The organism is Promicromonospora sp. NPDC052451 (assembly GCF_044547525.1).
Taxonomy (GTDB): domain Bacteria; phylum Actinomycetota; class Actinomycetes; order Actinomycetales; family Cellulomonadaceae; genus Promicromonospora.
The window spans coordinates 467,071-491,044 of the sequence record NZ_JBIUAP010000002.1 but is presented as its reverse complement, the minus strand read 5'-3'; the positions used below and the strand labels follow the sequence as shown (position 1 = coordinate 491,044).

At 73.8% G+C, this 23,974-nt stretch carries 17 protein-coding genes; 8 read left to right on the top strand and 9 right to left on the bottom strand.

The annotated features are described in order from the left end of the window. Positions 1-102: 102 nt before the first annotated feature. Positions 103-1,005 carry an NAD-dependent epimerase/dehydratase family protein gene (locus tag ACIG47_RS05060; RefSeq protein ID WP_397429881.1) on the bottom strand — a complete coding sequence of 301 codons (903 nt, stop codon included), beginning with the start codon at positions 1,003-1,005 and terminating at the stop codon, positions 103-105. 94 nt (positions 1,006-1,099) lie between these two features. On the opposite strand from ACIG47_RS05060, the gene ACIG47_RS05055 reads away from it, so the two are divergent. After that, positions 1,100-1,699 carry a TetR/AcrR family transcriptional regulator gene (locus ACIG47_RS05055; RefSeq protein WP_397429880.1) on the top strand — a complete coding sequence of 200 codons (600 nt, stop codon included), beginning with the start codon at positions 1,100-1,102 and terminating at the stop codon, positions 1,697-1,699. Here ACIG47_RS05055 and ACIG47_RS05050 read toward each other — a convergent pair. From ACIG47_RS05050 to ACIG47_RS05025, 6 genes are all read right to left on the bottom strand, one after another. Continuing rightward, on the bottom strand, positions 1,696-1,983 hold the full coding sequence (locus ACIG47_RS05050) for a ubiquitin carboxyl-terminal hydrolase 14 (protein WP_397429879.1): 288 nt from the start codon (positions 1,981-1,983) through the stop codon (positions 1,696-1,698). The genes ACIG47_RS05055 and ACIG47_RS05050 overlap by 4 nt on opposite strands. A 157-nt stretch (positions 1,984-2,140) precedes the next feature. After that, the gene (locus ACIG47_RS05045; protein WP_397429878.1) at positions 2,141-3,166 is read right to left on the bottom strand and encodes a 1-aminocyclopropane-1-carboxylate deaminase; all 1,026 of its coding nucleotides are present in this window, start codon (positions 3,164-3,166) and stop codon (positions 2,141-2,143) included. Positions 3,167-3,169: 3 nt separating this feature from the next. Next, positions 3,170-3,988, bottom strand: coding sequence for a GntR family transcriptional regulator (locus ACIG47_RS05040; RefSeq protein WP_397429877.1), 819 nt, complete (start codon positions 3,986-3,988; stop codon positions 3,170-3,172). 641 nt (positions 3,989-4,629) lie between these two features. Next, entirely contained in the window at positions 4,630-6,243 is a 1,614-nt protein-coding gene (locus ACIG47_RS05035; protein WP_397429876.1) for an amidohydrolase family protein, read from the bottom strand. Positions 6,244-6,369: 126 nt separating this feature from the next. Continuing rightward, positions 6,370-7,617, bottom strand: coding sequence for a glycosyl hydrolase (locus tag ACIG47_RS05030; protein ID WP_397429875.1), 1,248 nt, complete (start codon positions 7,615-7,617; stop codon positions 6,370-6,372). Between the two features lie 58 nt (positions 7,618-7,675). After that, positions 7,676-8,698, bottom strand: coding sequence for a LacI family DNA-binding transcriptional regulator (locus ACIG47_RS05025; protein WP_397429874.1), 1,023 nt, complete (start codon positions 8,696-8,698; stop codon positions 7,676-7,678). A gap of 155 nt (positions 8,699-8,853) precedes the next feature. On the opposite strand from ACIG47_RS05025, the gene ACIG47_RS05020 reads away from it, so the two are divergent. From ACIG47_RS05020 to ACIG47_RS04995, 6 genes are all read left to right on the top strand, one after another. Next, positions 8,854-10,140 carry an ABC transporter substrate-binding protein gene (locus ACIG47_RS05020; RefSeq protein ID WP_397429873.1) on the top strand — a complete coding sequence of 429 codons (1,287 nt, stop codon included), beginning with the start codon at positions 8,854-8,856 and terminating at the stop codon, positions 10,138-10,140. Between the two features lie 28 nt (positions 10,141-10,168). Then, positions 10,169-11,104: a carbohydrate ABC transporter permease gene (locus ACIG47_RS05015; protein WP_397429872.1), complete on the top strand. Its 936-nt coding sequence runs from the start codon at positions 10,169-10,171 to the stop codon at positions 11,102-11,104. 41 nt (positions 11,105-11,145) lie between these two features. Continuing rightward, positions 11,146-12,009, top strand: coding sequence for a carbohydrate ABC transporter permease (locus tag ACIG47_RS05010; protein ID WP_397429871.1), 864 nt, complete (start codon positions 11,146-11,148; stop codon positions 12,007-12,009). Continuing rightward, a complete protein-coding gene (locus tag ACIG47_RS05005) occupies positions 12,006-14,339 on the top strand; it encodes a glycoside hydrolase family 3 N-terminal domain-containing protein (RefSeq protein ID WP_397429870.1) in 2,334 nt (777 codons plus the stop codon). Before ACIG47_RS05010 ends, ACIG47_RS05005 begins: the two co-directional genes overlap by 4 nt. Then, positions 14,336-15,640: a glycoside hydrolase family 125 protein gene (locus ACIG47_RS05000; protein WP_397429869.1), complete on the top strand. Its 1,305-nt coding sequence runs from the start codon at positions 14,336-14,338 to the stop codon at positions 15,638-15,640. Before ACIG47_RS05005 ends, ACIG47_RS05000 begins: the two co-directional genes overlap by 4 nt. A 161-nt stretch (positions 15,641-15,801) precedes the next feature. Next, entirely contained in the window at positions 15,802-16,770 is a 969-nt protein-coding gene (locus tag ACIG47_RS04995) for a patatin-like phospholipase family protein (protein ID WP_397429868.1), read from the top strand. A gap of 5 nt (positions 16,771-16,775) precedes the next feature. Here ACIG47_RS04995 and ACIG47_RS04990 read toward each other — a convergent pair whose 3' ends face one another. Together ACIG47_RS04990 and ACIG47_RS04985 are read right to left on the bottom strand one after the other, a co-directional pair. Continuing rightward, entirely contained in the window at positions 16,776-18,431 is a 1,656-nt protein-coding gene (locus tag ACIG47_RS04990; protein ID WP_397429867.1) for a LuxR C-terminal-related transcriptional regulator, read from the bottom strand. Positions 18,432-18,787: 356 nt separating this feature from the next. Further along, positions 18,788-21,547: a hypothetical protein gene (locus ACIG47_RS04985; RefSeq protein ID WP_397429866.1), complete on the bottom strand. Its 2,760-nt coding sequence runs from the start codon at positions 21,545-21,547 to the stop codon at positions 18,788-18,790. Between the two features lie 474 nt (positions 21,548-22,021). Here ACIG47_RS04985 and ACIG47_RS04980 point away from each other — a divergent pair, with 474 nt between their 5' ends. After that, positions 22,022-23,968 (top strand): D-alanyl-D-alanine carboxypeptidase family protein, encoded by a 1,947-nt coding sequence (locus tag ACIG47_RS04980; RefSeq protein ID WP_397429865.1) that lies wholly within the window; start codon positions 22,022-22,024, stop codon positions 23,966-23,968. Positions 23,969-23,974: the final 6 nt, after the last annotated feature.

The following is a 23,974-nucleotide window of genomic DNA, read 5'->3' as shown; positions in this document are numbered from 1 at the left end:
AGCGGTGGAGCCTGGTCCCGCGCCGCGTGGTCGGGCCCTCTCTCGGAGGTGTGTTGCTCCGCGTAGACAATGTCTACTCTCAGCAACACACCTCCGCGGGGGTCACTCCCCCGGCGTCGTGTACGCGCCGGCCGCGATGTCCTGCACCAGGGTGGGGCCGGTCGGCTCCCAGCCGAGCCACTCCCGCGTCCGGGTGCTGGTCGCCGAGCCCTCCATACCGAACCAGCGGCCGATCCAGCCGAAGTGCTCGGCGGCGTCGTCCGGGTCGATCGAGGCCACCGGCAGGTCGAGGACCCGGCCGATCGCCTCGGCGATCTCCCGGGTGGACACGCCCTCCTCGGCGGTCGCGTGCAGGCGCACGCCGGCGGGGGCCTTGGCCAGGGCGAGCGCGACGAGCCGGGCGGCGTCGGACCGGTGGACCGCCGCCCAGCGGTTGGTGCCGTCGCCCGGGTAGCCGGAGACGCCGCGGCGTCGGGCCGCCTCGACGACCGCGGCGACGAACCCGTGGTCGCCCGCGCCGTGGACCGTGGGCGCGAACCGGAGGGCCACCGCGTGCACGTCGCGGTCGACGAGGCCGAGCGCCAGGTTCTCCGCGCCGCCGCGCGGCGAGTCCGGGCCGTGGGCCGGGGACGGGTCGTCCTCGGTGGCCGGGCGGCCGTCCGTCAGCCCCGCGACGCCCGCCGCGAGCAGGAACGGCCGGCCCGTGCCGGACAGCGCCTCGCCGATGGTCTCGACGGCGGCACGCTCGGCCGCGTTCGACACGGCCGGGTTCGCGAAGTCGTGCTTGTTCGCGAGGTGCAGCACGGCGTCGGCGGCCGCGGCCCCGCGCCGGATGCCGTCGAGATTGTCCAGGTCGCCGCGCTGCACGCTGACGCCCTTGGCGGCCAGGGCGGACGCCGACGCGTCGGACCGGGCCAGCGCCGTGACCGTGTGACCGTCGGCGAGCAGCTCGTCGACGGCGGCAGAACCGATCCAGCCGGATGCTCCGGTGACGAATACCTGCATGGTGGAGTCCTTCCAGTGATGTCAGTGACTGATGTCAGCCACCGACATCACCGTACGCCTGAAGTCAGTCGCTGTCATCACCTAGACTGTGCGCATGGCCCGATGGCAACCCGGTACGAGCGGACGACTGCAGGCTGCTGCCCTGGAGCTGTTCGCCAGCCGCGGCTACGAGCAGACGACGGCCGCCGAGATCGCCCAGGCGGTGGGGCTCACCGAGCGAACCTTCTTCCGGCACTTCACCGACAAGCGCGAGGTGTTGTTCCGCGGGCAGGAACAGCTGACCGACGCGTTCCTCCGGGGCATCACGGCGGCGCCGGACGACGCCACGCCGATGGACGTCGTGGCCGCCGGGCTGGACTCCGGAACGGCGATCTTCCCCGACGAGCGCCGACCGCACTCCCGCCTGCGGCAGTCCGTGATCGTGCAGAACCCCGCCCTGCAGGAACGGGAACGGCACAAGATGTCCCACCTGGCAGCGACGATCGGCGACGCGCTACGGGCCCGCGGCGTCGGCGAGCCTGCGGCGACCCTCGCCGCGGAGTCCGCGAGCACGGTGTTCGGCATCGCGTTCATCCAGTGGATCCGCGAGGGCGAGGACCGCTCGCTCACGGAGATATCCCGGACCGTGCTGAGCGAGCTGCGCGGCCTGGCGGGCGGAAGCCCCGCCCAGCACCCTGCCCGGCACCCTGCCTAGCGCAGCGAGGCCAGGACCGCAGTCGGCACCGACGCCTCGTCCACGTAGCACCAGCCCCAGCCCTCACCCGGCTCGATCGACCGCATGAGCGGGTGCCCCGTGGCCTCGAAGTGCGCCGTGGCGTGCTTGGCCGGCGAGGAGTCGCAGCAGCCGACCTGCCCGCACACGAGGCAGCTGCGCAGGTGCACCCACGTGCCACCCAGGGCGAGGCACTCCGGGCAGCCCTCCCGCTCGGCGGGCTCGAGGACGGCGACCTGGTCCAGGTGCGTGCAGTCGGTGCTCATGGTCTCGTCCTCACGTCGATCGGCGGGCTCCCGGCGCGGCCGCATCGCGCGCCTGCCGGAATTCTAGGCCGCCACGGCGTCTCGTTCGACGGTGGCAGCACATCCCCCGAGCCCCGGCGTGCCGCCCGCCCCGACCGACGCCGGGGCGGGCGAGCGCTCAGTGGTCGGCGAACAGGCCGCCGTACGCGTTCAGGGCCGGCTGGCCGCCCAGGTGGGCGTAGAGGACGGTGCTGTCGGCGGGAATGTCGCCGCCGGTCACGAGGTCGACCAGGCCGGCCATCGACTTGCCCTCGTAGACGGGGTCGATGATCACGCCCTCCAGACGCCCGGTCAGCCGGATAGCCTCCAGCGTGGACTCCACGGGGATCCCGTACTCGTCGCCCGCCCACCCCGGCAGCACGATGATCTCGTCCTCGCGCAGCGGGCGGCCCACCCCGATGAGCTCCGCCGTGGAGCGGGCGATCCGAGCCACCTGGTCGCGGGTCTCGTCGAGCTTCGCGCTGGCGTCGATGCCGATCACGCGCCGCGGACGGCCGCCCGCCTCCTCCAGCGCCGCGAACCCGGCGATCATGCCCGCCAATGTGGACCCGGTGACCGCGCACACGACCACCGTGTCGAAGAAGACGCCCAGCTCGCGCTCCTGCTCCTCGACCTCGTAGGCCCAGCGCGCGAACCCGAGGCCGCCCAGCCGGTGGTCGGAGGCTCCGGCCGGGATCGCGTACGGGGTGCCGCCGCGCTCGGTGACGTCGTCGATCGCGCGGGCCCAGGAGTCCTTGAAGCCGATGCCGAACCCGGCCGGGTCGAGCCGCACCTCGGCGCCCATGATCCGGCTGAGCATGATGTTGCCGACGCGGTCGGCGACCGAGTCCGGCCAGTTCACCCAGTTCTCCTGGACCAGCACCGCCTTCAGCCCCAGTGAGGCCGCGACGGCCGCCACCTGGCGCGTGTGGTTGGACTGGTAGCCACCGATCGACACCAGGGTGTCCGCACCCTGGGCGAGCGCGTCCGGCACCAGGTACTCCAGCTTGCGGGTCTTGTTGCCGCCGTAGGCGAGACCCGCGTTGCAGTCCTCGCGCTTGGCCCAGATCGCGGCACCGCCGAGGTGGGCCGTGAGGCGCGGCATCGGGTGGACCGGGCTCGGGCCGAAGGTGAGGGGGTGGCGGGGGAAGTCGGACAGGGGCATGGGTCACTCCTCGTCAGCGGGTGGGGCGGCGGGCGGGTCGGCGGGGACGGCCGCGGGCGGGTCGGCAGGCAGGGGCGCGGGCGTGTCGGCGGGCGCGGCTGCGGGCGGGTCGGCAGGCAGGGGCGCCGGCGTGTCGGCGGGCGCGGCTGCGGGCACGGCTCCGGGCGGGTCGGCGGCCTCGTCGGTCGGCAGGGTGTACCAGGTGTCGAAGGCGACGGCGGCCGCTGCCTCCGCGTCGCCGGCGGCGCACAGCCGGATCAGGTCGTCGTGCCGGGCGAAGGACGCCCGCCCGCCCAGCGACGAGAAGCGCAGCCGTTCGGCCCGGCGCAGCACGGGCGTGAACTGGTCGAGCACCGAGGCCAGCGCCCGGTTCGCCGCCACGGCGACGGGCACGTGGTGCAGGACGTCGTCGGCACGCAGCGCCCCGTCGACGTCGCCCCGCTCGATCGCCGCGCGGAACTCGCGGGCGGCGTCGCGCATGGTGGCGAGGTCGCCGTCGGTGAGGCCGGGCACGGCGTCACGCACTGCCACCTGGTGCATCGCGGCGACGACGTCGCGTGCACCGCGCACCTCGCGCAGGTCCAGCGAGGCGACCGTCGTGGAGCTGCCCGGCCTGGCCACGACCAGCCCCGCCTCCGCCAGGCGGAGCAGCGCCTCGCGCACCGGCGTGCGGCTGACGCCGAGCCAGGCCGCGAGCTCGCCGTCCCGCAGCTGCTCACCCGGGGCGAAGCTGCCGTCGACGATGGCGTCGCGGAGGCGGCCGTAGACGTCGTCGCGCAGGAGACGACGGCCGATGGCGGGGACGCTCGCTGGAATGGGCATGCAATATATTGCATACCAGATGAGCCGCCCTGGCAAGGGCCGGGTGGGCCCCCGCCCACCCCGCTGCCTGTCCCGGCGGCGGCCGGCTGTCCCGGCGGCGGCTCACTGGCTGGGTGTCCTGGCCGGCTGTCCTGGCTGGCTGTCCTGGCTGGCTGACCTGACCCGGCTGACCTGACCCGGCTGACCTGACCCGGCTGACCTGACCCGGCTGACCTGACCCGGCTGACCTGACGCTCTCGGCACCGGCTGGCTCCCGGCGAGACCGGCGTCGTGCCCCGGTCCGGCGCACGACTTCGGTCCCTTGCTCTTACCTCACGCGTGACATCGGTCAATTGCCGCGAGATCGGCCCTCCGATGGACCGATCTCGGAGCAAGCGACCGATGCCGCGGTCTGCCGCCCCTCAAGTGACCGAAGTCAGGTCCGGGGCCGGGGGCCGGACGGGTCACGCACGCGAGGCCGAGCAGCCACCACAGCAGGTCACCGCCGAACACCCGAGCCAGACAGCCACCACCAGGCAGCGAACCACGTAGCCCAACCAACCAGCCCAACCAACCAGCCGAACCAACCAGCCGAACCAACCAGCCACCAACGTCGAACCACCGAACCAAACACCCATAACCAAACACCCACCATCAAACACCTACATCCCGACCACCAAACCCGAACCGTGCCGCAGCGCCCGCCCCGGCCGGGCCGTCGTGCGGATGCCGTCCTCGACCACAGGCGTACCACCCACCAGGACCCACGGGATGCCGGCGGCGGTGAGACGCGGCTCGTCCGGCGTCGCCCGGTCGGACACCGTGGCCGGGTCGAAGACCACGACGTCGGCCACGTACCCCTCCGCGATCCGCCCGCGGTCGGTCAGTCCGAGCCGCGCCGCGGGCCGGGCGGAGAGGTGCACGACCATCTCCGCGAGCGACAGCACACCTTCCTCCCGCACGTACCGCCCGAGGTACCGCGGGAACGTGCCCGAACCACGCGGGTGCGGCTTGGCGCCGACCAGGATGCCGTCGCTGCCCCCGGTGTGCCGCCGGTGCCGCATGATCTCGCGCACGTTCTGCTCGTCGCCCACGTGCTGCAGGATGCTCGTGCCGAGCCGGTCGGCGAGCAGCAGGTCGAAGAACACCTCGGCGGGCGCGCGTCCCTCGTCCAGCGCGATGCGGGCAACGGTGCGGCCCACCCGGTCGCCGAGCGCGGCGTCACGCACGCCCGCGATCTCGATGCTGTCCCAGTCCACGGGCACGCCGTGGCAGCCGTCGCTGCCCACGACCTCGACCTCGTGCGCGATCCACGCCCGCTCGCCGGGGTCGCGCAGCCGCGCGAGCGTGCGCTCCGGACCACCGACGGCGGCGCGGCTCGGCAGCAGCGCGGACAGCGTGGTGGACCCGGGCAGGTAGGGGTAGGAGTCGAGCGTGACGTCGACGCCCGCCTCGATCGCCCTGTCCACGAGCGCGAGCAGCTCGCCGGCCCGCCCGCGGTTCTCCGGGAAGTTCATCGTGGCGTGCGTCAGGTGCAGCGCGCACCCGGCCCGGTGCGCGACGTCGACCATCTCGGCGTACGCGTCCAGGGCACCCGCGCCGTAGGAGCGCTGGTGCGGGGCGTAGAAGCCGCCGTGCCGCGCGACCACCTCGGCCAGCGCGACCAGCTCGTCCGTGTCGGCGAAGATGCCGGGCACGTAGGTGAGCCCCGACGACATGCCGAACGCCCCCTCGCGCATGCCCTGGTCCACCTGCGCGCGCATCGCGGCGATCTCGGACGGCGTGGCGCGCCGGTCGTCCGTGCCCACCACGTTCATCCGGATGGTCCCCTGCGGCAGCAGGTACGCGACGTTGGTGGCGCTCCCCCGCCGGTCCACCTCGGCGAGGTACTCCGCCACGGAGCGCCATGCGAAGTCCACGCCGTCCGGGATGCCGTTCCAGCCCGCGATCTGCTCGCGCACGGTCGCCATCGTCTCGTCGGTGACCGGTGCGTACGAGAGCCCGTCCTGCCCGATCACCTCCGTGGTCACGCCCTGGGTCACCTTCGCCAGGTGCGCGCCGTCGGCCAGGACCGCGAGGTCGGAGTGCGCGTGCATGTCGACGAAGCCAGGCGCGACGGCCAGGCCGTCGGCGTCGATCACGCGCGCGCCCGGGGCGTCGATCCGTCCGCCGACGGCGGCGATGCTCCCGTCGCGAACCAGCACGTCGCCGGTCACGGGCGGGGCGCCGCTGCCGTCGACGACCAGGCCGCCGCGCAGGAGCAGGTCGCCGGTCATCGGGCCTCCGCTCCGGCGCCCGGCCGGGCCGCGCGGGAGCCGCCTGCGCCCGGCCCGGCCGCGCCGGGGCGACCCGCACCCGCGACGACCGCGCCGCAGGCGGCCACGGCGCGCACCCCCGAGACCTCAGCCCGCGTCGACACGGACCAGGTCCCGGATCCCGCGGGCGTCGAGCGCAGCGCCGTCCGCAGCCGTCGCGCTGGTCACCACGGCCACGGCCACGCCGTCCTCGCGCAGCGCGTGCCAGCGCTCGAAGACCGCGCCGCCCGGGCCGAGCGCGGCGCGGGAGACGGGCAGGTCGTCGGCGTCGACGTCCACCACCACGGCGACCGTGCGCTCGGGCGTGACCGCGGACCCGGCGCGCCGGGCGTCCGCCACGAGCTCCGCGAAGCGCCGGCCGAGCGGCTTGACCCGGTTCTCGGTGTCGAGCAGGCCGAGGGAGTACTCGAGGTCCTTGTAGTCGCCCAGCTCACGGGTCACGTCGTGCGAGCACCACCAGGTGACGGCGTACAGGTCGTCCGTGGTCAGCGCCGCCTCGATCGTGCGCGCGCAGAACTCCGGCATCTCCGCCTCGGCGAGGTTCATCGACGGCGCCCCGACCTCCTGGAGCCACACCTGCCGGTTCGGGTCCGTGGCGAACGCCTTGGACAGCTCGATCATCCACTCGGCGTGGCGCACCGACTGCGGCGACAGCGCGCCGTAGGTCGCGGCGGTGCCGTTGAAGATCCAGGAGTGCACCGTGGTCATGTCGCCCTGGCGCGCGGCGTGCACCGGCACGAACGGGTGCTCGTCGCGGTACCAGAGGTGGTCGTTCTCGCTGTGCGTCACCACGTGCCGGGGGTCGCGGTCGCGCGGGGCGCCGAGCAGCGAGGTGAGCCAGTGCGTCACCTCGTCCCGCTTGGCGGGCATCGCGGCCGGGTTGGGTCGCTGGAACTGGTTGAGCTCGTTGCCGAGCGTGAGCCCCAGGAAGTTGGGCTTGTCGCGGACGGCGTCGTAGACCGCCGCGACGAGCGCCGCCTGCGCCTCGATGGCCGGCTGGTCGGTGAACATGTTGCCGTCGTGCCAGTTCACGAGCCAGGCCGGCACGAAGTCGAAGCCCGACATGTGGCCCTGGATCACGTCCACCGCGATGTCGAGGCCGTGCTCGGCGGCGAGGTCGGCCACGAGCGCGATGTCGTCCAGCGCCCGCTGCCGGATCAGGGTGCGGTTGGGCTGCAGCACCGGCCAGAGCGGGAAGACCCGGACGTGGTCGACGCCGAGCGCCGCGATCGCCTCGAAGTCGGCGCGCACGACGTCCGGGTCGATCGCCATCCACTGGAACATCCAGTCCTTCGACGGGGTGTAGTTGACGCCGAAGCGCGGGGTGGTGGTCAAGGGCCTGCCTCTCAGGTGACTCAGGATTCCCGGGCGCAAGCAGCCCGGGCGGGGCAACTCAGGCGCGGGTGCCGGGGGCGGCGGACGTCGACTCGCGCACCATGAGCCGGCGTCCGCCGACCATCTGCGACGTGACGTCCTCGCCGCGCACCAGCCGTTCCAGGAGGGCGACGGCGGTGCGGGCGCTCTCCTCGACCGGCGCGTCGAGCGCGGTCAGGCGGGGCCGCACGAGGGTGGACACCCAGGAGTCCTCCCACGCGACCACGGAGAGCCGGTCCGGCACGCTCACCCCGAGCTCGGGGGCGTGCGCGACGATCTCGGCGGCGATCACCTCGCTGTCGACGATGATCGCCGTGACGTCGCCGATGCGGCCGAGCAGGTCGGACACGGGGTCGGCCGCCTCGGCGTCCCAGACCGCGTAGGACGGCTCGACGCCGTGATCGGCGGCGGCGGCCGCGAACCGCCGGTCGCGGGCCTGGGTGTGCGCCAGGCCGGGCGCGTCGTTGATCCGCGCGACGCGACGGTGCCCCAGGCCGGTCAGGTGGGCGAGCACGTCGGCGAACGCGGCGTCGTCGCGCACCGTCACGGCGGGCACCGCGGCGTCCACGGGCGCGCCGAGCACCACGGCGGGGGCACCTAGCTGGCCGACGAGGTCGAGCCGTGGGTCGTCGGTGCGGGCGTCGACCAGCAGGAACGCGTCGACGCGCTGCTCGGCCCACCACTCGCGGTAGACGCGCGCCTCGTCGTCCGCTCCCACAAGGGTGAGCGAGAGCGACCAGCCGATGTCGGCCAGGGGCTGGGTGAGCCCGGCGACCAGGCGCATGAAGAAGGGGTCGCGACCGAAGGTGTCGCTCGCGCGGGCGATCACCAGCCCGAGGCTGCGCCCGCCCTGGCCGGACACCTTGCGGCTGGCGTAGTTGGGGCGCCAGTTGAGCTCGTCGGCGGCCTGCCGGATGCGCTCGGCGGTGGCGGCCGAGACGTTGGGCCGCCCGTTGAAGACGTGGGACACCGCGGACGGCGACACGCCGGCACGGCGGGCCACCGCGGCGATCGTTGCTCGTTTCGGGGGTGTTTCGGTCACGTGCCAGACACTACGGGGGTTGACCCTCCAAAGTAAAGCGGTATACATTCGCGGCCAGCCAGATTGTGTACCGCTTTACAAGGCCCGGCACGCGGACGTGCCCCGCCGTCTCGGCCGATACATCGCAGTTCCGGATCGAAGCTCCAGGAGGTCCCGTGACACAGGGCATCACCAGACGCACGCTGCTCGGTGCGGCGCTCAGCGGCGGCATCATCGCGCCGCTGCTGTCCGGGTGCGGGGCGCTCGTGCCCGCGTCCAGCGGCCCGAACGCCCTGACCGTGCACACCCAGATCAGCGGCGCCGTCGCCGGCGCGCAGGTGTTCTCCGACGTCGTCGCCGCCTACCAGCGCGCCACCGCGCGCAGGGTCGCGCTGCTGAAGAACGGCTCCGACCTGCCGATCGTCTTCGAGACGAGCACCCTGGCGGGCAAGGAGGCGGACGTCGCCATCGTGAACATGATGGGCCGCACGCTGTCCTGGACCCGCCTGGGCGCCACCGTGCCGGTGAACGACTACCTCGACGACTGGGGCCTGCGGGACCTGATCATCCCCGAGGCGCTGGCGGAGTGGACCGACGAGGAGGGCCGCCTGCGCGCCTTCCCGTTCACCCGCACCAACTGGCCGGTGTCGTTCAACACCGGGCTGCTGGAGGAGGCGGGCGTCGGCGCCATCCCGACCACGTCGGACGAGCTGATCGCCGCCGCGGACGCCCTGCGGTCCAAGGGCATCGGCCCCGTGACCGTGGGCGGCTCCGACTGGAGCGGCCAGAAGATGTTCCTGCAGATCCTGCAGGGCTTCATCACCCAGGACGAGGCGCGCACCGTGTTCTCCACCGGCAAGATCTCCGAGAGCCCGGGCGCGATCAAGGGCGTCGAGCACTTCGTCGAGCTGCGCGACGCCGGCGTCTTCGTCGACAACGTCCAGGGTTACACGTCCGACTCCGAGCTCACGCAGTTCAACACCCGCAAGGCCGCCATCGTCCCGGCGATGTCGTCGGCCCTCGCGCTGGTGCCGAACGAGCGCGCGGCCGAGGTGACCGTGGGCGGCTGGCCCATGCCGTCCAGCGGCGGCGTGCTGGAACGCCCCAGCGTCATCAAGAGCTTCAACGGCCACGGCATCTGGATCAGCGAGAACGGCCTCAAGAAGCTCGACCTGATCAAGCCGTTCGTGCAGAACCTGTACACCCCCGAGGTCACGGACCAGTTCATCCTCGGGTCCGGCCGCGACATGAGCCGCATCACCGACACCGTCAGCCAGGACTTCCCGCTGGTCGCCCAGGGCTCACGGCTCACCGACGACGACGTGACCCCCGTGATGCTGCCCGACCTGCTCATCCCCGACGCCGTGTTCGAGCCGATGATCCAGGCGACCGCGCTCGCCTACGGGTCCGCCCCCGCCGACCGCATCATCGACGCCTTCGAGAAGTCGTACCAGGCGGCCTGACCGCTCGAGCTGGGAAAGGACCCCACCCATGACCGCGCTCCTCGACGCCGGCCGCCCCGACACCACCGGTGACGGCACCGCCGCCGCCACGCCCGCCCGCCGCCGCGGAACCCTCCGCGACCGGTTCCCCGGCCTCGCCCTGCCCGCGCTGATCTGGTACGCGGTGTTCATGATCGGCCCCGTGGTCGCGATGTTCGTCATCGCGTTCCTCTCGTGGCCGGGCATGCTCACCACGCCCACCCCCGCGGGCCTCGACAACTTCGCCCGCGTCTTCGCCGACGAGACCTTCTGGACGGCGACCGCGAACTCGGCGGTCCAGATCGTCGTCGGCCTGCCGATCATGATCGGCCTCGCGTTCCTGCTCGCCTTCTACGTGGTGCAGAAGCCGCGCGGCCACCGCGTGCTGCGGTACCTGCTGTTCATCCCGGCGCTCATCTCCGCCCCGGCGACGGCGATGGTCTTCTACGCGATGCTCAACCCGGACGGCCTGGTCAACGGGTTCCTGCGCCCGCTGGGCCTGGAGGGCAACGAGTGGCTCGCCGACCCGGCCACGGCGCTCGGCGCCATCATCGCCGTCGAGCTGTGGAGCGGCATCGGCTACTCGGCGGTGCTCATCGCATCGCGGCTCGACGGCGTCGAGAGCGAGATCGTGCAGGCCGCACGCCTGGACGGCGCGGGCGACTGGCGGCTGGCCTGGCGCATGTACTGGCCCATCGCCCAGGACTTCATCGGCGTGGTCGCGATGCTCCAGTTCCTGTCCATGCTGTTCAACTCGGCGCAGACCGTGCTGCTGCTCACGCAGGGCGGGCCCGAGAACGCGACCACGACGCTCGCGTACCTCATCTACCGCAAGGCGTTCGTCGAGACCGACCTGGGCTACAGCCAGGCCGTCGGCGTCGTCCTCTTCGTGATCGGGCTGCTCGGGATGTGGGCGATCCGCCGCACGCTCCGCGCCACGCACTGATCCCCGCCCGATCTGCCTCACGACCTGCCCTGGAGACCCTCATGGCTCAGCGCGCCACCGTCGCCCGGCGACTCCCCCTGCGCGACCGCATCGGCTCGATCACGAGCGGCACGCTCGCGTGGATCTACGCCGCACTGCTGGTGATCCCCTTCTACTACTTCATCGTCTCCTCGTTCAAGACGAACGAGGAGATCTTCGAGTCGCCGCTCGCGTTGCCGACGACGTTCGACTTCTCCAACTTCACGACGGCGATCCGGCAGGCCGACCTCGGCCTCGCCGTCGCCAACTCCGCCCTGACCACGGTCGCCGCGCTCGTGCTGACCCTGCTGCTCGCGCTGCCGGCGTCGTTCGCGCTGGCGCGGGCGCGCGGGCGGGCCGGCAAGATCGTCGAGAGCGTCTTCGCGCTCGGGTTCCTCATCCCGTCGTTCGCGGCCCTGTTCCCCACGTTCCTGCTCGCCGCCGCGCTCGGCCTGTTCCACACCCGCACGTTCGTGGTGTTCCTGCTGCCGGCCACCGCGCTGCCCCTGTCGATCGTCATCCTCACCTCGTTCATGCGCACCATCCCGCGCGAGCTGGAGGAGGCGGCCTCGATGGACGGCGCGTCGTCGCTCCAGGTGCTGCGGCAGGTCTACCTGCCCATCTGCGTGCCGGGCATCGCGACGGTGCTGCTGCTGAACTTCCTGTCGTTCTGGAACGCGTACCTGTACCCGCTGATCCTGATCGGCCCGGACACCGCACAGCGCACCATCCAGGTGGCCCTGCCGACCCTCAAGGTCGACGCCGGGACGGACTACGGCGTGCTGATGGCCGGCACCCTGTTCACACTGTTGCCCGTGTACCTCGTCTACACCGTGCTCCAGCGCCAGATGCAGCGCGCGCTGCTGTCGGGGGCGGTCAAGGGATGACGCACCCACACCTGTCGGACGTGCGGGCCACCCCGGTGACCCGCACGTCCGGCACGAGCGCGGCGTCGCTGCCGCTCGTCACCCGGATCGGCCAGGTCAACCAGCGTCTCAAGGGCTGGGAGGCGGTCCGCTGGGTCGACGGTGCACCCCGCGTCACCGACGTGCTGCGCCGCGAGGTGGACCGCTGGGGCGGGCTCGGCGCGGTCTACGGCGTGCTCCGCGCGGACCCGTGGTCCGCGGTGCACTGGGACAACGGCGTACCGCCCGAGCGCAGCGCCGAGGCCTACGCCGCCGTGCAGGAGCACGTGACCACCTACGGCGACGGCATCCCGGTGCTGTTCGTCGAGGAGGCGCCCCACGGCCTCATGGCGCTGGGCGGCACCACGCTGCCCGTGAACCTCGCGCTCGGCGCCGGCATGGACGCCGACCTGACCGAGGAGCTCGCGGCCGCCGTCGCCGCCGAGGCCCGGGCCCGCGGCACCCACGTCGCGCTGGTCTCCGGGCTGGACGTGCTGCGCGACCCACGCTGGGGCCGCGCCGAGGAGTGCTTCTCGGAGGACCCGGCGCTGGCCGCCCTGCTGGTCACGGCCACGGTGCGGGGCATGCAGGGCACCGCCTCGGCCGGCGACCCGATCGACGGCGCGCACGTGGCCGTCGTGGCCAAGCACCTCGCCGCCCAGGGCGCCGGCATGGGCGGGCGCAACGGCTCGGGTGCGCCGATCGGCCGGCGCGAGCTCGGCGAGATCCACCTGCGGCCCGCGCACGCCGCCGCACGCGCGGGCGTCGCCGGCTTCATGGCTGCCTACAACGACATCGACGGGGTGCCCTGCAGCGCGAACGAGGACCTGCTCACGGGCACCCTCCGTGAGCGGTGGGGCTGGGAGGGCGTCGTCATGGCGGACGGCACCGCCGTCGACCGGCTCCGCGACAGCTCGCCCGACCCCGCCTCCGCCGCGGCCCTCGCCCTGCGGGCCGGCGTCGACCTGAGCCTCTGGGACGAGGCGTTCACGCACCTGGAGACCGCGATCGACCGCGGGCTCGTCGCCGAGGCGACGCTGGACCGCGCGGTCGACCGGGTGCTCGGCCTGAAGCGGCGGCTGGGCCTGCTCGGCGACGCACCTCGCGACGCCGCAGGGCAGGCCGACGGGACCGCCGGCCGTGACGTGGTGGCGCTCGTGGAGCGGGCCGCCCGGCAGTCCGTGGTCCTCGTCGACGACGGCGGGCTGCTCCCCCTGCGCCCGGGCGCGACGGTGGCCGTCGTCGGGCCGAACGCGGACGACCTGGAGGCGCAGCTCGGCGACTACACGCCGCCGCGCCCCGTGCCCGATCCTGCTGCCTCGACCGTGCGCTCCGCGCTCATGGCGCGGTTCGGCGCCGAGCGCGTGCGGCACGCCGAGGGCAGCCGCCTGCGCGGGCCGCTCGACGATCCCGGCGCGCTCGACGCCGTGCGGGCCGCCTGCGCGGGCGCCGACGTCTGCGTCGTCGTGCTCGGCGGCACCAGCCGGCGCACCTACGACGACGAGTTCGCCGACAACGGCGCCGTCGCGGGTCCCGCGCGTGACACGACGAACGGCGAGGGCGTCGACCTGTCGTCCGTGGCGCTGCCCGAGGCGCAGCTCGCCGTGGCCCGCGCCGCGCGCGAGTCCGGGGTGCCGGTGGTCGGCGTCGTGATCGACGGACGGCCCCGCGCGCTGACCGCCCTCCGGGACCTGGTGGACGCGCTGCTCGTGGTGCCGTTCCCCGGCCCGGCCGGCGGGGAGGCGGTCGCCGCCGCGCTGTGCGACGGGACGGCCTCCGGCCGGCTGCCCGCGACGTTCCCCGCCGCGGACGGGGTGCTGCCCGTGGCGCACGACGAGCGGCGCGAGACCGCACGGGGCTACGTCGACACGGACGTGCTCCGGGCGCTGCCGTTCGGCACCGCGCACACGGACGGCACGACGTCGCGTCTGGCCGGGACCGCGGGCGGGCCGGCGATCACGGCGGCTGCCCTGGCCGACGGCGGCGTGGTGCGGCTGACCGTCGAGGTCACGAGCACCGCCGCGACGGACCGGTCCCTCTCCGTGCCGCTCTACGGCCGCCGGCACGAGCCGGGTGTGCGGCCGCGGCGTCGGCAGCTCCTCGCCGTGCGGCGTACCGTCGTCCCCGCGGGCGGCACCACCACGGTGCCGTTCGACCTGGGCCTCGACCAGCTCGGGTCGTGGGCGGGCGGCGAGCCCGTGGCCGACCCGGTCACGCTCAGCATCTGGTGCACACCGGAGCCCGACCCGCCGGCCGGCGCCGTCACGGTCCGGGTCACCGACGAGAACGGAGCCACTCCTTGGGAACGATGACGTCCACCCACCTCGACCCCGCGATCACGACGACGCTGCGGGACGCCGCCGACCGGGTCCGCGCCACCTCGGGCGCCCGGGTCGGGGACATGGTCGAGGCCGCGCTGCTGCGCACCCTCACCGACACGATCACCCTCGGCGAGGACGGCAGCGCGTTCGTCATCACCGGCGACATCCCCGCGATGTGGCTGCGTGACTCGACGACCCAGCTCACGCCCTACCTGCGGTTCCTCGGCTCGTGCCCGCCGCTGGCCGACCTGGTGGCCGCCGTCGTGCGCCGCCAGCTCGCCTGCCTGGACCACGACCCGTACGCGAACGCGTTCAACGACGGGCCGACGGGCGCCCACTACGACCCCGAGGACGTGTGCGACGACCCGCACGTCTGGGAGCAGAAGTACGAGATCGACAGCCTCGCCTACCCCGTGACGCTCGCCCACACCCTGTGGCGGGCCACGGGCCGCACGGACTTTCTCGACGAGCGGGCCCACCGGGTGCTGCGCACGATCGTGGACCAGCTCCGGACCGAGCAGGACCACGACGCGTCGGCCTACCGGTTCCAGCGCGACACCACCATCCCGACCGAGACGCTGGCCCGCGAGGGACGTGGCACCGCGGTCGGGCGCACGGGCATGACGTGGAGCGGGTTCCGCCCGTCCGACGACGCCTGCACCTACGGCTACAACGTCCCGGCGAACCTGTTCGCGGCACAGGCCCTGCTCGCCGTGGCCGACCTCGCGGCCGAGGTGCTCGGCGACGAGAGGCTGGCCGACGACGCGCGGACGCTGTCGGGCGAGCTCGTGACGGGTGTCGAGCAGTTCGGCATCGTCACGGAGCCCGGTCCGTCAGGCGACGCGCCCGGCGTCCGCACGTACGCCTACGAGGTGGACGGGCTCGACGGGGTGCTGCGGATGGACGACGCGAACACGCCGTCGCTGCTGTCGCTGCCGCTGATCGCCCCCGACGTGCTCGACGCGGACGTCTGGCGCGCGACCCGGGAGTTCGTGCTGAGCCCGGCCAACCCGTACTACACGACGGGCACGGCGGCGAGCGGCGTCGGCAGCCCGCACACCCTGCCGGGCCGCGTGTGGCCCATCGCGCTGGCCGTCGAGGCGCTCACGGGGACGCCCGAGGACCGGGTCCGGATCCTCGACGTCCTCGCCCGGACCGACGGCGGCACGGGGCGCATGCACGAGTCGTTCGACGCCTCGGACCCGACCGCGTACTCCCGCCCGTGGTTCTCGTGGGCCGACTCGATGTTCTGCGAGGTCGCCCTGGTGGTGGCGGACGAGACCGGCGCCTGACGACGTGTGCTAGCGTCGCCGCAGATCGTGACCCGAGCCGAGGAGGTGAGACCCGTGGACGCAGTGACCATACCGGGTGCTCCCCCGCAGCCCACGATCGCGCGGCGGCGCTAGCCGCCTCCGGGAGCACCCGCCCACGCACCACGCGAGAGGCGACTCCCATGAGCACCACACCTTCCTCAGCCCTGCCCCCCGTACCGTCCGTCGACGCCACCGGGCGCATACCCGCCGGCGAGCGTGCGCTCGTCCTGGGCGGTGGCGGATCCACCGGCAACGCGTGGCTGATCGGCGTCGTCGCCGGTCTGGCCGAGGCCGGGCTGGACGTGACCACCGCCGACCTCACCGTCGGCACGTCGGCCGGCTCGACCGCCGCGGCCCAGCTCGCGGGCGCGAGCCCGGCCGAGCTGCTCGACGGCGCCCTGACGGCCCCTCCGCCCCGGACCGCTCCGGCGAGCACCGGGCGGACCGCCCCGGCGGCGCACGGCAGGACCGACCCCGCGGCGCCGGTGACCGACCACCTCGCACGGATGCGCGCGATCATCGACGCCGCCACGGACCCGGCCGACCTGCGCCGCAGGGTGGGCGCGGCGGCCCTCGACCTGGCCGGGACGCAGGACGAGCACCGGCAGGAGCGGTGGCGGGCCATCGTCGCCGCGCGGCTGCCCGTCCAGACCTGGCCCCGGCGGACGGTGCTGCTGACCGCCGTGGACGCCCGCACGGGCGCCCCGGTCGTGTTCGACCGGTCCAGCGGCGTGGACCTGGCCGACGCCGTGGCCGCGAGCTGCTCCAGCGGCGCCGCCTACGCGATCGGCGACGGCCGGTACATCGACGGCGGCTACCGCACCAACGCCGAGAACGCCGACCTGGCCGCCGGGTACGCGCGCGTGCTCGTGCTGTCGCCGCTGGGCGGCCGGACGCTCACGCCGGCCGCCTGGGGCCTCGACCTCGCCACCCAGGTCGAGGCGTTGCGGGCGGGCGGCAGCCGGGTCGAGACCGTGGCCCCGGGCCCCGACGCGGAGCACCTGTTCGGCGTCAACGCGATGGACGGGACCCTGCGGCCGCTCGCCGCCCGGGCCGGCCGAGACCAGGGCAAGGCCCTCGCCGAGCGGCTGGGCGAGCTCTGGGGCTGACGCGGTCAGGCGCTCCGGGGTGTCTCCGGCGGGATCAGGCCGAGCTGGCCGGCGCGCGCGAGGGCACTGGTGCGGCTCGATGCGTTGAGCTTGCGGTAGACCTTGCGCACCTGGGTACGCACGGTGTTGACCGAGACGCCGTGGGCCGCCGCCATGCGTACAGCGCTGTCACCGGCGGCCAGCCCGGCCAGTACCGCGCGTTCCCGCCGGGTGAGCAGCACGATCGGTCCGGAGGTGGGGTGCCGGTCGTCGTCGGCGGACCGCATGGCCCCCACGTCGCGGGGGTCCGTGCCGGTCAGCCGGCACAGCTCCAGCATCTCGGAGCGGGGGAACAGCGCGAACGGGGCGTACAGCCCCTGCCGCCCGACCTCGACCGCGTGCTCGAAGCGCGCGCGGGCCCCGTCGAGATCTCCCGTGCGCAGGTGCGCCAGGGCGATGACGAGCTGGAGCTCCAGCGCGTCGCGCGGGGTCACCGCGGCGTCGCGCGCCGCCCGCCCGGCCACCGCCAGCGCACCGTCCGTGTCGCCGGCCAGGAGCCGCACCCGGGCGACGGGCGGCAGCAGGTCGCCGGCACCGGCGCTCTCGGCAAGCGCCACCACCCGGTTGCCCTCCCCGCTCGCGGCCAGCAGGTCGGCGTGCGCGCGCAGCAGCACGGGGTGCGCGCCAGGGCCCGGGCGGGCCGCCATCCCGTGCGCGAAGCAGGCCGCGTCCAGCCCGAGCAGACCGCTCACCGGCTCCCCGGAGGCCACCGCGTACGCCGCCCGGGCGGCCGCGAGGAACGGCCACAGGTCACCCTGCTCCTCGGCGGAACCCGCCCGGTCGAGCGCCTGCCGCGCGGTGGAGAGGTCCAGCCGGTCGATCGCCAGGAGGGCCTGGGCGATGGTCGCACCCAGGAGCAGGTGCCCCTCGAGCCAGGCCGGCACCGGCCCGCTGCGCCGGATGCGCTCCAGCCAGGCCCCGGCCATCCCGTGGTGCCCGCGCACGGCGGCCAGCAGCGCGAGGTTCGCAGCGGCCGAGGCGCCCGCGAAGTGCTGGAACGGGGGCGGGCCTGCCTGCTCGTGGGCGCGCCGAAGGTGCCCGACCGCGTCGGCGGGACGTCCCGCGAGCATCTCCGTCACGCCCCGGTTCAGGGCGATCAGCCCCGGACGCCCCACGCGGCGGTCCGCGCTCCAGGGCAGCGCACCGGTGGCATCCGTCCGGAGCAGGTGCTCCTCGAGCCAGGCGCCGATCCCCTCCGCCGTGCGGTACTGGCCGCGGGTCCGCGCCGCGTGCATCGCGAGCACCCCGGCGGCGACCGCGTCGCCGGGGCGCGTGAACGAGCGGAGCCGCTTCGACAGACGCACGCCGTGCAGCTCGAACAGGCGCATCGCGGCCCGGAGCCGGACGTCGTCACCCGCCTCGGCGAGCTGGTAGGCCAGCACGCCGGCCATGAGCAGCCGGGGACGCCGGGCAGTCACCGTGGCGGGCAGCCGTTCGAGCAGGCCGAGCAGCTCCGTGCCGTAGCGGGCGGGCAGCTCGAACCACCAGCGGTCCGCCAGGTCCTCCAGCGTGTCCAGGTCTCCCGCGGAGAAGGCCCGCAGAGCGCCGTCGTCAAGAGTCCGGCCGGTCCCTGCCCGGAACACCGGTGCGGACGGCTCCGCCCACGCAACATCGTCGGACAAAGTGGGTGCATCCCCTTTCCACCGTGCCGTCGGCGCGCTTCCGCGATGCCGGGTGCGGGCGCCGGGGCGCCGTGTGGCCCCACGACCCGCGGGCGGGGGCGGAACGAGCGGCGTCTCCGGCGTCTTCCCTGTTCAAGGGCGCACCGGCACGGGTGCTGCAGGAGTGGTCCGTCGTTTCCGACGAACCATTCGACGGCACTATAAGACATTCGATAAACCGATTCACAGGGCGTTCGAAACGGCGGTCAAGATATGCCGCACAGATGGCAATTGACCGTTTCTTCTCCCCGTCGCGCGCCACGCCGGCGTCCCCTCGCGCCGCCACGTACGACGGCGGCGCGAGGGGACGGTGCGGGTCAGCCCACCGTGCGGCGTCGGGCGATCATGAGGGCCGCCACGCCGGTCAGCAGGAACAGCACCGCCAGGCCGGTCACCCCGGCGATGTCGGCACCGGTCGAGGCCAGCGCGCCGTCCGGGCCGTCAGCCGGGCCGTCGGCCGGGGCGGGTGCCGGGGGCGCCGGAGGGCCGGCGTCGTCCGGGGCGACCGGGACCGTCGCGGTCGAGGGCGGCGAGGTGGGCGGCGGCGTGCCGCCCGGCGGGGTACCGGTGGCCGTGGCCGTGTTGGTCAGCTCACCGGTCTCGAGATCGGCCCGGGTCACCTCGTAGGTCGCCGTGCAGGTCACGGACGCCCCTGGCGCCAGGTCGGCCGCCTCCTGCGGGCACTCCACCGGTGACAGCTCACCCGTCCCGGAGAAGTCGGAGTCGTCGACCGTGACGTCGGCCAGCGACACGTTGCCGGTATTGGTCACCTCGAAGCTGTAGGTGACCTCCTGGCCCACCTCGGTGATCTTCTCGGTGTCCGAGGTCTTGACCACCTCGAGGCCAGGCTTCGGGGTCCCGGGGATGTCGACGGTCGACGGCGGCGACGTGGGCGGCGGGGTGTCCCCCGGCGGGGTGCCGGTGGCCGTGGCCGTGTTGGTCAGCTTCCCGGAGTCGAGGTCGGCCTGCGTGACCACGTAGCTCGCGGTGCAGGTCACCGTCGCCCCCGGCGCGAGGCTGCCGGCCTCCTGGGGACACTCGACAGGCGACAGCTCCCCCGAGCCGGAGAAGTCGGAGTCGTCGACCTCGACGTCGGTCAGCGTGACGTTGCCGGTGTTGGTCACCTCGAACGAGTAGACGACCTCCTGGCCCACCTCGGTGATCTTCTCGGTGTCCGAGGTCTTGACCACGTCGAGCCCGGGCGCCGGGGTGCTGGGGACCTCGACGGTCGACGGCGGCGACGTGGGCGGCGGGGTGTCCCCCGGTGGCGTGCCGGTGGCCGTGGCCGTGTTGGCCACCTCGCCCGAGTCGACGTCGGCCTGCGTGAGCGTGTAGGTGGCCGTGCACGTCAGCGAGTCACCCGGGGCGAGGACGTCCGCCGGGCAGGTCGCGACCGGAACCTCGCCCGTGCCCGAGAACTCCGTCTCGTCGATCGCGATGTCGCTCAGCGACAGGTTGCCGGTGTTGGTCACCTCGAAGGAGTACGTGATCTCCTGCCCCACCGTGAAGGCCTCCGGGCCGGACGGCGACGCCGACTTCACGACGGTGAGGGCGGGGTCCGGCGCCTCGACGGGCGTGCTCGTCTCCGAGGGCGGCGAGCTGATCGGGGTGTCCGTGCCGGGCGGGGTGCCCGTGGCGGTCGCCGAGTTGTCGACGGAACCCGCCTCGACGTCCTCGTCGGTGACCACGTAGGGCTCGTCGGTGGTGCAGGTGACGGTGTCGCCCGGCTCGACCGAGGTCGCCTCGCAGGTGATCGCGCCCACCGTGGGGTCGTCGATCGCCAGGTCGTCGATCGCGACGTCGCCCGTGTTGGTCACCTCGAAGGTGTAGGCGATGGTGTCACCGGTGTCCGTGATGCCGTTCTCGTTGACGTCCACGGGCTCGCCCGCGGTCTTGACGAGCGCCAGGCTGGGGTCGCCGAACGTGACGGTCGAGGGGTCCGGGTAGTCGAGGCCGATCGCCGAGATGTTGTCGGGACCGTTGGTGTAGCTGCCCGCCTCGTCGGCGGTGACGTCCACCGTGATGGTGCACGACGCCATGCCTGCGTCCAGGTTGCCCGTGGCGGCGACCGACGCGGCCCCGGCCACGGCGGTCACGTCACCGGCCGGGCAGGTGGTGGCGACGGCGGACGGGTCGGCGACGACCAGGCCGGCGGGGAGGTCGTCGGTGAACGACCAGCCGTTCTTGGCGGCCAGGTCGCTCGTGTTGGTGATCGTCAGCGTCAGGGTGGAGACACCGCCCGTGGCGACCGAGGTCGGGCTGAACGCCTTGTCGAGCTGCGGCGTCACGTCGAGCACGCGGATGTTGTCGTACGCGCCGTCGTTGCCGGTCCCGTCGCCGTTCTCGTTGCGCATCACGATGCCGAACTCTCCGCCGGTGACGAGCGTCGAGCCGTCGGCCGGGAAGCGGCCGCCGGTGACCACGCGGGTCGTGCCGTCCTGGGTCGGGGAGGTGTACTGCGTGCCCCGCGGATCGGTGCACGGGTCGATCGCCGTGCTGGACACCGGGATCTCCGTCCCCTCGCCGTCGACGAGGTAGAACCGCAGCTCGGGGTGCGTGGCCTGACAGTTCTGCGCGACCGCGTCCACCGAGAACGTGACGAACCGGCCCTCGGTCGTCAGCGCCAGCGGGCTGGCCGTCCGGAACTGGACCTGGTTGTCCGCGGAGCTGCCCGACGTGTACGACGACGCCGCGGCGTTGCCCGCCGGGTCGGTGCCGTTGATGACGCCGAGCGTGTAGGGCAGGGCCGTCAGCGAGGTGAACGTCGCTGCGCCGAAGGCGTCGGGCTGCGTCCCGCTGCAGTCCCCGGCCACGCGGGTACTGGTCTGGTTGATGATGAAGCCGTTGCAGTTGTTGCGGTCCACCCAGAACGGGTCGGCCGTGTAGGTGGTCCCGTCCGCACCCGTGTAGTCCGTCAGGAGCACGTTCGAGCCGGCAGCCCGGTTCTCGAAGTCCTCGACGAAGAGCACCTGCGGGTCACCCGGCACCCCCGGGTTGCCCGGCGCGGCCACCGCGCTCGACGTCCCCGACGTCAACGACGTGGCCACCAGGCCCGCCCCGAGCAGGCTGAGCGTCATCAGGATCGCCGGGCCTCGTCTGTATCGACCGAGAGAGAACCCGCGGCGGGTCTTCGTCGTCGTCGGCCTTGGTACGCGCATCTGCTGTCCCCTCGCTCGCGAACCGAACGGTCCGCATCCAGTACGGCGTAATCAATGCCATCCACTTCGCGCCCGATCACCAGCCAGGACCCAAGAAATCACCAACTAGATCATCAACTTCCGGACGTTTTTCACCCCCTCCGAGCAGTCCGGCGCCCAAACGACGAGGTGAGCGGCCGGTCGGCCATGGCGCCTCTGAGGCGCCGACGCCCGACAAGGGGGCGTGCGCCGCCGGAAACACCCGCGACCGCACCCGCGACGCCCCGCTCGGCGCGTGGGCGGGAGCGACTCGTGATACTCCTTTGTCTGCCGCGAAGGACTTCTTGACCAAACCAACGATCCGGATCACCGCAGCGCACATCGCGAAACCAGGACCGACAGAAGGAGCGACGCGTGCAGGACCAGGCGAACGAGCTCGTGACACCCCCGACCCGACCCGGCAACCGCAGGTTGCTGCGCACCGCCTGGACGGGCGCCGTCGCCACGGTGACGGCAGGCGGTCTGTTGTTCACCGCGGCACCGGGCATGCACCTGGCCGGTACCGAACGAGACCGGACGGCACCGCTCGCGGGGATGTCGCGCGGGGCGTTCGGCGTGGTGGGGAGCGCCGGGTCGTCCGGCGGAGACAGCCTTGCCGGGTCCTCGGGTGACAGAGTGGTCGTACAGACGTCGTCCGCGCCCTGGAACGTGACGTTCGAGCAGGTCACAGCGGTACTGGCCCGTGCCGAGCGGCAGGTGCCGGAGCTCGGCCCGGACCTCCGGCCGGCGGTGGCACAGGCGGCCGCCGAGCTCGGGATGCTGTACACCACGTACCGGACGCAGCGGCTGGTGACCGGCGAGCGGAACGGCGGGCTGCGGGTCGAGGACGCGCCGGTCGCGCGCGGGGCGGGGGACGACGAGGGCCGGGCCGAGGTGGTCGCGGACGGGTCGGGCGCGGACGGGTCGGGCGCGGACGGGTCGGGCGCGGACGACGAGGTGCCGAGCAGGCTGGTCGCGCACGACCTCGGGTCGGACGAAGCGGCGGACGACACCGAGCCCGTCACGTACCGGCAGGTCGTGCTGGCCACGGTCCGGCTGGCGAGCCTGCTCGACCTGGCGCTCGGAGGCGCGCCGGTCGAGGTGCGAGCGCCGGGCCAGAGCCGGGACCAGTCGGCGCTGCTGCGGGCCGACGCAGCGGGCGCCGGCCTCACCCTGCGGCAGAGTCTGCTCGACGTGGTCTCGTCCTTCGGGGAGTCCACCGTCGAGTACGCCAACGGGCGGATCCCGGCCTCGGTGCTGTGCCCCCTGGACTTCGCGCCCGGCCACCTACTGCGCTGTGACGCCGCGGAGCGGCTCATGGCACTGAGCGACGAGTTCGAGCGGGAGTTCGGCTACCCGATCCCCATCACGGACTCCTACCGGTCGTTCGCGGCGCAGATCGCCGTGGCCGCCGCCAAGCCGCACCTGGCGGCGGTTCCCGGCACCTCCAACCACGGCTGGGGCCTGGCGGTCGACCTGGGCCGGCCCATCTCAGGCGGCGCCTCGCCTGAGTACGTGTGGCTGCGGGTGCATGGCCCGCGGTACGGCTGGGACAACCCGTCGTGGGCGCGCCCGGACGGTACGAAGCCGGAGCCGTGGCACTTCGAGTTCTTCGCGGCGGGAGCGATCCCGCAGCGGGCGATCGACCCGTCCGACGTGGGCACCGGGACCCCGGGCGACCCGGCGGACGAGGCGCCGTCCCCCGCGGACGGCGGCGCACCGGTCTCCGCCGACGGCGGCGCCGAGCCCGTACGACAGCTCCGACCGGACGGTCACGAGGCGCGCCGCCCCGCGACCGGTGCGCCCGACGAGGCGCGCGAGACGCCGCGGGCGCCGCAGCCGGCCAGGCCCGCCCCCGGGCCGCGGCCCAGCGATCCCGCGGCTCCGCCCACGCCGAGCAGCCCGGCGGCGAAGCCGGGCGACCCCACAGTGAGGCCGACTCCCAGGCCGACGCCGGAGGAACCCGACCCGACACCGCCGGCGGCCGGCCCGTCGCCGTCGCCCGAGCCGTCCCCGACGCCGACGCCGACACCGACACCGACACCGACACCGACACCGACACCGAGCCTGCCTGCTCCTTCGCCCACGCCGACCTCACCGGCACCGACACCGACACCGTCGACGTCCGCACCGGCACCGTCCCCGTCCTCTGCGGCACCCACGGCAGCCCCGTCGCCGTCGTCGCCGGCTCCGTCCCGGTCGGCGCCCGCCGGTCAGTCCCCGTCGCCCGCGGCACCGACCCGGTCACCTGCGGCGTCGGCTCCGACTGCGACCCCGCCCGCACCGGACGCCGACCCCGCGCAAGCACCCGGCGAGGGGTGACGGCGT

Excerpts from the sequence above, each read along its gene's own strand:
- ACIG47_RS05055 (WP_397429880.1), top strand. The coding sequence starts at position 1,100 with ATGGCCCGATGGCAACCCGGTACGAGCGGACGACTGCAGGCTGCTGCC.
- ACIG47_RS04985 (WP_397429866.1), bottom strand. The coding sequence starts at position 21,547 with ATGACGCTCAGCCTGCTCGGGGCGGGCCTGGTGGCCACGTCGTTGACG.
- ACIG47_RS05010 (WP_397429871.1), top strand. The coding sequence starts at position 11,146 with ATGGCTCAGCGCGCCACCGTCGCCCGGCGACTCCCCCTGCGCGACCGC.
- ACIG47_RS05050 (WP_397429879.1), bottom strand. The coding sequence starts at position 1,983 with ATGAGCACCGACTGCACGCACCTGGACCAGGTCGCCGTCCTCGAGCCC.
- ACIG47_RS05005 (WP_397429870.1), top strand. The coding sequence starts at position 12,006 with ATGACGCACCCACACCTGTCGGACGTGCGGGCCACCCCGGTGACCCGC.
- ACIG47_RS05000 (WP_397429869.1), top strand. The coding sequence starts at position 14,336 with ATGACGTCCACCCACCTCGACCCCGCGATCACGACGACGCTGCGGGAC.
- ACIG47_RS05040 (WP_397429877.1), bottom strand. The coding sequence starts at position 3,988 with ATGCCCATTCCAGCGAGCGTCCCCGCCATCGGCCGTCGTCTCCTGCGC.
- ACIG47_RS05015 (WP_397429872.1), top strand. The coding sequence starts at position 10,169 with ATGACCGCGCTCCTCGACGCCGGCCGCCCCGACACCACCGGTGACGGC.
- ACIG47_RS04995 (WP_397429868.1), top strand. The coding sequence starts at position 15,802 with ATGAGCACCACACCTTCCTCAGCCCTGCCCCCCGTACCGTCCGTCGAC.
- ACIG47_RS05035 (WP_397429876.1), bottom strand. The coding sequence starts at position 6,243 with ATGACCGGCGACCTGCTCCTGCGCGGCGGCCTGGTCGTCGACGGCAGC.
- ACIG47_RS05060 (WP_397429881.1), bottom strand. The coding sequence starts at position 1,005 with ATGCAGGTATTCGTCACCGGAGCATCCGGCTGGATCGGTTCTGCCGCC.
- ACIG47_RS05045 (WP_397429878.1), bottom strand. The coding sequence starts at position 3,166 with ATGCCCCTGTCCGACTTCCCCCGCCACCCCCTCACCTTCGGCCCGAGC.